15 protein-coding genes are annotated in these 10547 nt (G+C 70.6%); 6 read left to right on the top strand and 9 right to left on the bottom strand.

Annotation, left to right across the window (positions count from 1 at the left end; all coding sequences use genetic code 11):
* Positions 1-105: 105 nt before the first annotated feature.
* Complete coding sequence (locus D7V97_RS33020; RefSeq protein WP_120614596.1) at positions 106-798, top strand: radical SAM protein; 693 nt, start codon at positions 106-108, stop codon at positions 796-798.
* A 21-nt stretch (positions 799-819) separates the two neighbouring features.
* Here the strand turns inward: D7V97_RS33020 and D7V97_RS33015 are convergent, their stop codons facing one another.
* Together D7V97_RS33015 and D7V97_RS33010 are read right to left on the bottom strand one after the other, a co-directional pair.
* Entirely contained in the window at positions 820-1260 is a 441-nt protein-coding gene (locus D7V97_RS33015) for a hypothetical protein (protein ID WP_120614595.1), read from the bottom strand.
* A 21-nt stretch (positions 1261-1281) separates the two neighbouring features.
* Positions 1282-1563 carry a hypothetical protein gene (locus D7V97_RS33010; protein ID WP_120614594.1) on the bottom strand — a complete coding sequence of 94 codons (282 nt, stop codon included), beginning with the start codon at positions 1561-1563 and terminating at the stop codon, positions 1282-1284.
* 92 nt (positions 1564-1655) lie between these two features.
* On the opposite strand from D7V97_RS33010, the gene D7V97_RS33005 reads away from it, so the two are divergent.
* Positions 1656-1964 (top strand): hypothetical protein, encoded by a 309-nt coding sequence (locus D7V97_RS33005; protein ID WP_120614593.1) that lies wholly within the window; start codon positions 1656-1658, stop codon positions 1962-1964.
* Positions 1965-1971: 7 nt separating this feature from the next.
* Here the strand turns inward: D7V97_RS33005 and D7V97_RS33000 are convergent, their stop codons facing one another.
* From D7V97_RS33000 to D7V97_RS32990, 3 genes are all read right to left on the bottom strand, one after another.
* Entirely contained in the window at positions 1972-2373 is a 402-nt protein-coding gene (locus D7V97_RS33000; protein WP_147445072.1) for a hypothetical protein, read from the bottom strand.
* 186 nt (positions 2374-2559) lie between these two features.
* Positions 2560-2799, bottom strand: a complete 240-nt coding sequence (locus tag D7V97_RS32995) for a GIY-YIG nuclease family protein (protein ID WP_120614598.1) — start codon at positions 2797-2799, stop codon at positions 2560-2562.
* A gap of 69 nt (positions 2800-2868) precedes the next feature.
* Positions 2869-3195, bottom strand: a complete 327-nt coding sequence (locus D7V97_RS32990; RefSeq protein ID WP_120614591.1) for a CBS domain-containing protein — start codon at positions 3193-3195, stop codon at positions 2869-2871.
* Positions 3196-3347: 152 nt separating this feature from the next.
* Here D7V97_RS32990 and D7V97_RS32985 point away from each other — a divergent pair, with 152 nt between their 5' ends.
* The 4 genes from D7V97_RS32985 (at position 3348) to pdxA (ending at position 7636) form a co-directional block, all read left to right on the top strand.
* Positions 3348-4367, top strand: a complete 1020-nt coding sequence (locus tag D7V97_RS32985) for an alpha/beta hydrolase (RefSeq protein ID WP_120614590.1) — start codon at positions 3348-3350, stop codon at positions 4365-4367.
* A gap of 179 nt (positions 4368-4546) precedes the next feature.
* Entirely contained in the window at positions 4547-5554 is a 1008-nt protein-coding gene (locus D7V97_RS32980; RefSeq protein WP_120614589.1) for a peptidyl-prolyl cis-trans isomerase, read from the top strand.
* 61 nt (positions 5555-5615) lie between these two features.
* Positions 5616-6587 (top strand): peptidylprolyl isomerase, encoded by a 972-nt coding sequence (locus D7V97_RS32975; RefSeq protein ID WP_120614588.1) that lies wholly within the window; start codon positions 5616-5618, stop codon positions 6585-6587.
* Positions 6584-7636: a 4-hydroxythreonine-4-phosphate dehydrogenase PdxA gene (pdxA, locus tag D7V97_RS32970; RefSeq protein WP_233583377.1), complete on the top strand. Its 1053-nt coding sequence runs from the start codon at positions 6584-6586 to the stop codon at positions 7634-7636. The genes D7V97_RS32975 and pdxA overlap by 4 nt, the downstream gene beginning before the upstream one ends.
* Here the strand turns inward: pdxA and D7V97_RS32965 are convergent.
* The 4 genes from D7V97_RS32965 to D7V97_RS32950 all read right to left on the bottom strand — a co-directional run.
* Positions 7560-7892: a hypothetical protein gene (locus tag D7V97_RS32965; RefSeq protein WP_120614587.1), complete on the bottom strand. Its 333-nt coding sequence runs from the start codon at positions 7890-7892 to the stop codon at positions 7560-7562. The two genes, pdxA and D7V97_RS32965, sit on opposite strands and share 77 nt — an antisense overlap.
* A gap of 55 nt (positions 7893-7947) precedes the next feature.
* Complete coding sequence (locus tag D7V97_RS32960; RefSeq protein ID WP_120614586.1) at positions 7948-8442, bottom strand: SRPBCC domain-containing protein; 495 nt, start codon at positions 8440-8442, stop codon at positions 7948-7950.
* Positions 8439-8786 carry a helix-turn-helix transcriptional regulator gene (locus D7V97_RS32955; RefSeq protein WP_120614585.1) on the bottom strand — a complete coding sequence of 116 codons (348 nt, stop codon included), beginning with the start codon at positions 8784-8786 and terminating at the stop codon, positions 8439-8441. The genes D7V97_RS32960 and D7V97_RS32955 overlap by 4 nt, the downstream gene beginning before the upstream one ends.
* 41 nt (positions 8787-8827) lie before the next feature.
* Positions 8828-10547, bottom strand: a 1720-nt coding sequence (locus D7V97_RS32950) for an AgmX/PglI C-terminal domain-containing protein (RefSeq protein WP_233583376.1), incomplete at its 5' end; no start/stop codon positions are given.

The raw sequence follows: 10547 nt of genomic DNA, 5'->3' as shown, positions 1-10547 counted from the left end.
GCCCCGGAATCCCCGCCCTCCGGGGCGCGTTCGTCCCGGGATGCAGCACCGGGCTTGACCCGGACCCCCCGGGTGCGCTTGATGCGCCCCTCCGCACCGTCCGCCATGCCTGTCGCACGCCCGCACATCGAGCCCCGCCGCGCCCCTTCCGCCGACTCCGTGGTGGTGAAGGAGATCTACCTCTCGCTCCAGGGCGAGTCCTCCCACGCGGGCCTGCTCTGCGCCTTCATCCGCCTCACGGGCTGCCACCTGCGCTGCACGTACTGCGACAGCGAGTTCGCCTTCCACGGCGGCAACCGCATGAAGAACGCGGACATCGTCACGCAGATTTTGGCGCTGAACACGCCCGCGGTGGAGGTGACGGGTGGCGAGCCGCTGCTCCAGCCCGGCGTCTACCCGCTGATGGAGTCGCTGCTCGACGCGGGCCTCAAGGTGCTCCTGGAGACGAGCGGCGCCATCGACGTGCGGCTCGTGCCCCCGGCCGTCCATAAAATCGTGGACATGAAGACGCCCTCGTCCGGCGAGTGCGACCGCAATGACTACCGCAACTTCGTGTCGATGAACGCCAACGACGAGCTCAAGTTCGTCATCGGCTCGCGCGAGGACTACGAGTGGTCACGGGCGCTCATCACCGAGCACCGCCTGGGCACGAAGCCCTACAGCGTCCTGTTCTCCACCGTCTTCGACAAGCTCCACCCGCGTCAGCTCGCGGAGTGGATCATCGAGGACCGGCTCCCCGTGCGCTTCCAGCTCCAGATGCACAAGTACCTCTGGGACCCCAACGCGCGCGGCGTGTGACGTCTTCGTCCGCCAGGCCTTTCAGCGCACGCGGAACCAGAGATACGCGCCCAGCGCGAGCCACAGCACCACGGCCAGCAGGTTCAACGCCGACAGCGCCAGCAGCACCCGCGCCAGCAGCCGGCTTCGCGGCGCGCCTCCACCTCGCGTGATGCGCCGCGACTCCCGCACGGCCAGCAAGGCGCCAGCCCCGCCCGCGAGCAGCGACGCCACCGGCGGCAGCAACCGGAGCAGGAGCCCGAGCGCGACGAGGTTCGCCACGAGCAGCACTGCCGCCGCGCGCGAGGGCCGGGTGTTCCGGATGCGCCATTGGAGGCAGGGCTCGCAGTACGCGGTCTCGCCCCGCACCTCCGTGCAGGCGCCGCACAGGAAGCCGCCGCAGCGCGCGCAGAGGGCCACCGCGGCCACGTCCGGATGCCGGGCGCAGCGGGCACCCGGGGTGCTGGCGACGGGCCCGGCCATGGGTCGTGCCTTCGCGGGAGGCTAGAAGCCGGGCGGCGGGGTGCGGGCCGCCACGTCCGCGAACTCGTGGACGCCCATGCCCAGGAAGACCGCGGTGAGCACGGTGCTGGCCAGGAAGCCGGCGACGATGAGGTTCTTGCGCGGGTGCTCGAACTGGCTGAACGCGTAGACGAGCATGTAGCAGGGGATGAGCAGCACCATCACCCCCGTGCCGACGCTGCGGCGGAAGGCGTGCATCACCAGGATGACCGCGCACACGAGCGAGGCGACCCCGAACAGGATGGCGAGTGGCAGAAGCGGCACGTTGCCTCCCTTAGCATGCCTTCGCCCCTTTCGCGGCGCGCGGACGCATACTAAGGACGGCCCGCCGCCCACCCGCCGAGGAGAACCCTCCCATGTCCCTGTTCAAGACATTCCTCATCTTCATCCTGGCCGGCACGCTGCTGGGCACCTTCATCGCGTCGCTCGCGGCCCCCTCGTACATCGAGTGGAACAACAGCACGCCGCTGGCCACGCAGACCATGTGCAACCTGCCGGAGGTGGTGCGCAGCGTGACGGCGTCGCTGATGCACTACCAGCTCCTGGGCGCGGCCATTGGCGCGGGCGTGGGCCTGGTGGTGGCCATCCTCGTCGCCGTGCGCGCGCGGAGCCGCGCGAAGCAGCGGCCCGGCTCCCCGCCGCCCACGGCCACCGCCGCAGGCTAGGCCCGCGCTACTTCGCGATGACGTAGAGGGCCGGCGACTGGCCAATCAGCACGCCGTCGTTGCCGTCCTCCACCTCGACCCAGAGGTAGATGGGCGTGTTCGGGTCCTCCGGAGGCGAGGGCACCGTCCAGGTGGGCGTGGCCACCGTGGTGCTGCTGAACGCGCCGGCCGGATTCGCGGGCACCTGCGACCAGCGGAAGAAGACCTCGTCGTTGTCCTGGTCCTTCACCTCCAACTGGAGCTGGATGACCGTCCCCTCCTCGAACCTCAGCCCGCCCGGGGTCGACGGCGAGCCCAGGGGACGGGGCCCCGCGAGGATGATGGGCATGTGGTTGGGCGTCGGGTAGCAGCCAGCCCCCACCCCTCCCAGCGCGAGCAAGACGAACAAGAACGAGCGAGACCGAGGCATGGACATCTCCCTGCAAGGAACGTCCACACCCTAATTCGAGCCCCGGATTCCGTATACCCACCCGGGGGCCAGGGTGGATCATCACCAGACGATGAAACCGACGACCGTCGGCCGCCAGATGTCACTCGGTTCGCACTCCCCGCCGCCTTGAAGCTCCGCGCGGCCAACAAGCCATGGGCACGAGCGTCACCGTCTTCCGGGTCGCCGTGAGCAGAGCCTGAGCTTGTCCGCGCGCGTGAGCCGCTTGATGGCGGCCTCGCGGCGCAGGGCGGCGCCGCGGTCCTCGGCGGGCTCGCTCCACACCAGCACCACCGGCAACCGGGCGCGCGTGTAGGCCGCTCCCTTGCCCCGCCCATGCGTGGCGAGCCGGCGCTCCAGGTTGTTGGTGGCGCCCGTGTAGAGCGTGCCGTCGCGACAGCGCAGCATGTACACGGTCCAGGCGGCGGGGGCGGCTTCTGACACGACACCCCCATCCTACCGCCCGGGCTCCGGCCGTCAGAAGAGCTTCTGCCTCCTCTGGGTCCGAGCAGCCAGCCGGGCCCGGTGCAGGCGCCGATGCCCGATGTCCCCCAGCCCCGCCGCCGGCGGCTTGCGAACGCGCGCCATGATGTCCGACACCGGCGCCAGCGGATCCGCCCGCCAGGCCGCCAGCACGTGTGCTTCGTGGACCACCCCCACCAACCCTCCCTCCGCGCCCACGACTCCAACGACGCGCACATGGTGCCGTTCCATCACCTTCAGGGCACCCAGGAGGGTATCTGTGGGAAAAACTGTGGCAATGAAGGATGACAACACTTCCTTGAAACCCCGGCCCTGCCGCATTTCCGTGACCTCCCAGCGAACGTGTCGTACCTCCTGCAACTGCCCTGCCGTCCCATGAAAGTCCCTGTGCGACACGGCGGCATTGGTCGGGGGTCGGGCGTAGACTGAGAAGCGTGACACCACGACAGGCTGCGGCACCCCGGTTGAGCCGGATGGCGGACCTCTTCACGCGAGCAGTCGAGCGCGGCAAGGAGGGCCTGCTCACGCTGAGCTTCAAGCCGGATGAGCTCTACAGGGTGCCCACCGACGACGGGGCGGCCATCGCGCTGGGGCGCTACCACCCGCGCGGCGAGCGCCGGTACGCGGAGCCGGTCATCCTGTGCCACGGGCTGGGAGCCAACCGCTTCCACATGGACTTCAACGAGCAGTACAGCCTGGCGCGCTACCTGGCGCGGGCGGGGTTCGAGACCTGGGTCATCGAGCTGCGCGGCCGCGGGCTGGCCGGAACCGCCGCTGACTGGAATTTTGATGATCAGGCGGAACACGATGTGAGAACCGCTTTGCGCACGGTGTTGTCCACCGGTGCCCAACAGGTCCTCTGGGTGGGCCACTCGAAGGGCGGGCTGATGCTCTACGCCCACCTGGCGAAGAACCCCCAGGCGCCGGTGAAGGCGGCGGTGTCGCTGGGCGCGCCGTTCACCTTCGCGGTCCAGCCGGGGCTGCGCGCCTTCGTGCAGCGGGTGGAGCCCCTGCTCAAGCTGAAGGTCATCCCCACGCGCCGGGTCACCAGCATCGCCTTCTTCGGGGCGCCGCCGGGGCCGCTCACCCGCTACATGATGTTGGCGGAGAACATGGATCCGCAGGTGGTGCGCTGGGCACTGGCCAACGTGCCGGCGGACATCGCCGGGGGCGTGGGGCGGCAGTTCGCCCGGTGGATCATCTCCAGCAAGTTCACCTCCTATGACGGCGAGTTCGACTACCGCGAGCCGCTCGCCGGGGTGCGCATCCCCTTCCTGCTCATCGCCGGCAGCCGGGACCTGCTCGCGCCGCCGCTGGCGGTGGCCCGGGCGAAGGAGCACCTGGGCGGGCCGGTGAAGATGCTGGTCGCGGGGCGCGGCCATGGCTTCGCGGAGGACTACGGCCACGCGGACCTGATCCTGGGCCGCAAGGCGCCGGATGAAATCTTTCCCCAGGTGGAAGCCTTCCTGACTTCCAATGCCACGAAGCTCTAGCGGCCCCAGGCCGCCCGGTGGCCGGCGGGTTGTCGGGGCCGTGACGTCGTGCTACCCGGGAGGCCGTCCCATGGGTCCTTCCGTTCGCTTCCCATCCCGGCCGTGACGTCCCGCTTGAAAGCCCCGCGGCCCGGCACCACCGTGGAAGGTCCCCCGCTGTCCCCCCGAGGCCTTCGCGCATGCGTCCTGCTTCCCTCCGCGCCTCCCTGCTGTCGTGGTCCACCGTCCTGGTGCTCGGTGCCGGGGTGCTGGGCGTGGGCCTGGGCGGCTGCCGTGCGCCGACGCAGGAGGGGCCGGACCCCACGGTGGTCGCCACCGTGAACGGCGAGTCCTTGAGCCGCACCGACTTCGAACAGGAGCTGGCGCGGGAGCTGGCCACCACGGAAGGGCCCGAGCCCACGCCAGAGGAGGTGGAGCCCTTCAAGCGCGCGCTCGTGGACACGCTGGTGAAGCGGATGCTGCTGTTGCAGGCGGCCAAGCAGAACAACATCGCGGTGACGCCCGAAGAGGTGGACCGGGGCGTGCTGCGGCTGTCGGGCGACTACCCGGCGGGCAACTTCAACGAGGTGCTCGCGGCGGGGCAGCTGTCCATGGCGGAGCTGCGCGCGCGCGAGGCGAGCCGGCTCACCATCGAGAAGCTCTTCACGCACCACGTCTATTCGCGCGTGGCGGTGACGGAGGAGGAGCTGCGCGCGTACTACGCGGCGCACGAGGCGGACTTCCAGGAGCCGGAGGAGGTCCAGGCCGCGCAGATGGTGGTGAAGGGGCTGGACGAGGCACGCCGGCTCCAGGCGCAGCTCAAGGCGGGCAAGAAGTTCTCCGACCTGGCGCGGCGCTATTCGCTCAGCGCGGACGCCAAGGTGGGAGGCGACCTGGGCTTCTTCCCCCGGGGACAGATGCCGCCGGCCTTCGACGAGGTGGTATTCAAGCTGGGGGTCGGGCAGGTTTCGGACGTGGTGTCCACGGAGTACGGCTACCACCTGTTCAAGGTGCTGGACCGCCGGCCGCCGCGGAAGCGGGAGTTGGCGGAGGTGCGCTCGAAGGTGGAGGGGCGGCTCTTGGAGACCAAGCGGGCGCAGGCGCAGGAGACCTTCGAGAAGGAGCTGCGCGACAAGGCCCAGGTGGTGGTGAACGAGGCCACGCTGCAGGCCATCCGCGGGCGGCCCGTGCCGCAGGCGGCGAAGTGAAGGACTTTTCCGGGGGCCTCGCGGTTGGCCCAGCCGGGGTTTCGTGGAGAGGGTCGTTGCGATGAAGAACCTGGTGGCGTTCCTGGCGGCGGTGATGCTCCTCGCGGGCGGCTCGCGCGCGCACGCGGAGCTGGTGGACAAGGTGGCGGCGGTGGTGAACCGCGACGTCATCGCGATGTCGGAGGTGCAGCAGCGCGCCGCGCCGGAGATGCAGCGGCTCAGCTCGGAGCCCGACCCGCGCAAGCGCGCGGACGAGCGCGCGCAGCTCCTGAAGACCGCGCTGGACACGCTCATCGGCGAGAAGCTGATGGAGGCGGAGGTGCAGCAGCTGGGCATCACCACCACCGAAGCGGAGGTGGATGACCTGGTGCAGGACGTGCTCAAGCAGAACAACGTCCCCGACATCCAGCAGTTCGAGCAGCTGCTCGTGAACGAGGGCTACACGCTCGCCAGCTATCGGGAGATGCTCCGCAAGCGCGTCGTGCGCGACAAGCTCTTGCGCATGAAGGTGGGCCCCAAGGTGAAGGTGACCGAGGAGGACCTCAAGGCCGCCTATACGCAGTACACGCGCCTGGAGGGCGAGGACGTGGAGGTGCACGCGCGCCACATCCTGGTGCAGGTGGACGCCAAGGCCACGCCGGAGCAGGTGGCCGCCGCGAAGCAGAAGGCGGAGGCCATCGCGAAGGAGGCCCGCCGGCCGGGCATGGACTTCTCCGCCCTGGCGCGCGCCCGCAGCGAGGGGCCCAGCGCCGCGGACGGTGGCGACCTGGGCTACTTCAAGCGCGGCGTGATGGTGCCCGCGTTCGAGAAGGCCGCCTTCAACCTCAAGCAGGGCGAGGTGAGCGAGCCCATCCGCACCAACTTCGGCTGGCACATCCTGAAGGTGGAGGAGCGCCGCAACGTGTCCGTGTCCTCCTACGAGGAGATGAAGCCCAAGCTGGAGGCCAAGCTCCTCAACGAGAAGACGGAGAAGTTCCTGGACCAGTACGTCCAGGAGCTGCGCGCCAAGGCCAACGTCGAAGTGAAGATGTGAAGGCCGCCCCGGTGGCCACCGCGTCGTCCGTGCTGCCCCGCGTGGGCATCTCGCTGGGGGACGTGTCGGGCATCGGGCCGGAGGTGACGGCCCTGGCGCTGGCGCGGCCCGCGGTGCGCCGCGCGCTGGTGCCGGTGGTGTTCGGGGACGGGCCCACGCTGGAGCGCTTCCCCCTCTTCCGCCGCTTCCCGCGCGTGGCCCTGGAGGACCTGGGCCGCACCACGGGGCCGGCGGTGGTGGAGGTGACGCGCCTTCAGGAGAAGCACCGCGTGCCGGGCAAGCCGTCGCGCGAGGGAGGCCGGGCGCAGTACGCGTACGTGCGGGCCGCCATCGACGCGATGCGCGCGGGCTCCGTGGACGCGCTGTGCACCGCCCCGGTGTCGAAGGAGGAGATCTCCCGCGCGGGCATCCCCTTCATGGGCCACACGGAGGTGCTGGCGGACGCGTTCGGCGTGGACGTGTTGATGATGATGGACGGGCCGCGCGTGAGAATCGCGCTGGCGACGAACCACGTCCCCATCTCCGCGCTGCCGAAGCTGCTGACGGTGGACAAGCTGGTCGCGCAGCTCCAGCTGCTGTCGCGCAGCCTGGAGCCGGTGGTGGGCCGCAAGCCGCGCATCGCCGTGCTGGGGTTGAACCCGCATGCGGGCGAGGGCGGGATGCTGGGGCGCGAGGAGGTGGAGGTGATTGGTCCCGCCATCCGCCGCGCGCGCTCCAAGCGGGTGGATGCCCACGGGCCCATCCCCGCGGACGGCCTGTTCGCGCGGCCCGACGAGGTGGGCGCGAAGTACGACGTGGTGCTGGCCATGTACCACGACCAGGGGCTCATCCCGGCCAAGGCGCTGGACTTCGAGCGCACGGTGAACGTGACGCTGGGGCTGCCGGTGCCGCGCACGTCACCGGATCACGGTACCGCGTATGCGATTGCCGGCACGGGCACGGCGAGCTGCGTGCCCATGATGGAAGCGCTGCTCAAGGCGGCCCGGCTTTCGCGAGGCCCTGGAGCAGGTGCTGCGCCAGGTCCTCGCCGTCCGCCTCCGGGGCGATGAGCCTGGCGTGCGTGCCCCGCGCCGTGGCGTCGGGGACGACGAGGACCGTGACGAGCCCCGTGGGGCAGTGACCCAGGCAGGACGCGGGGATGAGCTGGGTGCGGCTTCCAAGCCCGTGGGCCTTGAGGGCCTCACGCACCCGGCGCGGCAGGTCCACCCCGCCCGCGTCCACCGGCAGCCGCACCAGGCAACGGTGACACAGGTGCAACTCGATGGGGTCTGGACCCTCCGGCTCCGGAGGCGTTCGCTTCGCCATGGCGGAGGAGAGGATAACGCCGCCCGGACGGCGTGCCCTGGTTCCTGTGGAGGCTTCAGCGCTGGAGGCGCTTCGCGAGCCGGCCGAGCTGGCTCTCCATGCCCATGGACGCCCTCTTCGACCACTCCTCGTTGTGCATGGCGCCGGAGGTCACGGACATGCGCACGCCCTGCCCGCTCGGCTGGAGTTCGATCACCGTGGAGACGTCGTAGGGCGTGACGCCGTGGATGAAGTCCACCCGGTGCGTGTACGCCAGCCGGCGCTGGGGCGTGACGTCCGTGTACGTGACCTGCACCTCGCTGGAGAGGGGCAGCCCCGCCTGCTTCATGCCGGCGACCTGCTCCGGCGCGGTCGCGGTCATCGCGTAGCGCAGCAGCCCGCCCGGGCGCAGGTCCATCTCATGGACCGTCACGGTGAAGCCCTCCGGGCCCCACCAGGACTCGATGCCGTCCTTCGTCGTCCAGAGCTCCCACACGTCATCGAGGGATGAGGGATAGGTCCGCTCGAACGTGATGCTCCGCTGCGGGGCGGCCTGGGGGTGCGTCGTCATGGGGTGTCCTCCTTCTTGCGTGAGGCCACACGCGCCTTCTGTCTTCGCTCGAGCTCCTCGCCGAACCGGTCGAGGCGGGCCTCCCAGAGACTGCGATACCCGGTGACCCAGGCATCGAGTTCCTTGAAGGGCTCAGGACAGAGCGAGTACAGCCGCTTCGTCCCCTCGGGCCGGACCTGGACGAAGCCCGCCTCCTGGAGGATCCGCAGGTGCCGTGAGACGCCCGACTGGTGGATGTCCACCCGGTCGACGAGGTCGTTCACGGCGTGCTCGCCGCCCTTCAGCGCCTCGATGATGCGCAGGCGCGTCGGGTCGGCCAGGGTCTGGAAGACGTCAGCATGCATGGCTGCATATATACATAATCGTGCATGTTGTCGCTGTCCAGCTAGAAGACGAACGGGAAGCGCACGGGGGCGTCCATGGCCACGCGGTGCACGGGGAACTTCCAGGTGCGCACCTGGTCCTCGATGCAGCCAGCGAGCGGGGAGCCGCGCAGGGCCTCGGTCTCCATGGCGACGCCGGACACGGTGCCGGAGGTGTCCACCGACCAGCGCATCTGGAAGCGGCCGCCGTTCTCCAGGGCCGTGCCGGCCTTGAAGTTCTGGACGCAGGTGGCGATGGCCGGCTGGTTCGTGACGACCACGTTGGTGACATCCGAGGGCGACAGGCGCTCGTGCTCGGAGGCGCTGGGCGCGGGCGGGACGTAGACGGTCTTCTCCTGGGCCTTCTTCTCGGCCTCCGCCCGCTTGGCCTCCGCCTCTTCGGTGAAGCCCATTTCGCGCGCGAAGTCCTCGTCGAACTCCGACCCCGGCGGCGCGGCCTCCTCCGCCTCGGCTTCGGCGGCGGCCTGGCGGGCCTGGGCCAGCTCCTCAGCGGAGATCTCGCTGCCGAAGGACAGCTCGCGGACCTCGCCCGTGTCCTCCTCCGTCGTCTCGAGCGTGGCGGCGCGAGGCGCCACGGGGGCCTTCTTCGTCACCGCCGCCGTCGCGGTGGGACGCGGGGCCTCCGGGGCCAGCGTCTGCAAGCCGGTGGTCAGGCCCACGTTCGCCGGGCCCGCGAGCACAGGCGTGTTCGGCGTGAGGGATTGCGCGGCGCGCTGCGCCTCCGTCAGCGCGGACGTGCTCACGCCGCCCACGGCGGACGCGATGGCCTGCTGGAAGTCAGGCGTGCCCGGCTGAGCCTGCCAGCCCGGCAGCATGATCTGGGGGCTGGTAGCACCGGCGGAGCCCTGCGTGCCCGTGAGGCCCTGAGCGCCCTTGAGGCTCTGCGTGCCCGCGACGCCCTGCGCACCCGTGAGGTTCTGCATGCCCGTGGCGCCCTGCGGAACCGTGAAGCCCTGCGGAACCGTGAAGCCCTGCGTGCCCGCAGTGCCCTGCGCACCCGTGAGGCTCTGCATGCCCGCGACGCCCTGCGCGAAGGAGCCCATACCCTGCGGTACGGACGCACGCTGATCATCGCCCGCGGTCAGTCGCAGGCCCGCGACGACCAGCAGGCCCGCGGCGAGCGCGCCCATCGCCACCGCGCTGACGAAGGACAGCGGGTTCATGCCCAGGATGCGCGTGGAGACGTCGGCGATGACGGGCGCCGGGGCCTCGGGCTCCGGCGCCGCGTAGGGCATCCACGGCTGCGGCGAATAGGCCTCGGCGGGAGAGCCGGGCGCGGCCCACACATTCGACTGCGGCGCGGCGTCCCACGACGTCACGGCGCCGCACGACGCATCGTGAAGGCCGTTGGCGAGAGACGTCGACGTCGACTCCTCCGCGCGCAGCCACTCGGGGATGACGACGTTGGCGGCCTCGGCGGACAGCGTCAGCGCGGGCTCCGCCTCCTCGCGCGAAGACGGGGGCAGCGACTCCAGCCAGGACTCCTCGGAGGAGGCCAGGTCGAGCAGCGTGCGCATGGAGCCCGTCGCCGCGACTTCAGGCACCTCGTCGGTGTTCCGCGCCGGGCCGGAGAAGAGGGCGAGATCCAGACAGGCATCCAGCTCCGCATCGAAGGTGTCGGAGTCGAGGGAGAAGCCCGCACCCGAGGAACCCGGAGTGCCGCCACCCTGCCCACGCAACTGCCCTTCACCCGTCAGTAGCTCGCTCACGCCACCCTCCCGC

The sequence above is a fragment of the Corallococcus sp. CA053C genome, from assembly GCF_003611675.1.
Classification (GTDB): Bacteria; Myxococcota; Myxococcia; order Myxococcales; family Myxococcaceae; genus Corallococcus.
This window is presented reverse-complemented; position numbering and strand designations above follow the sequence as displayed.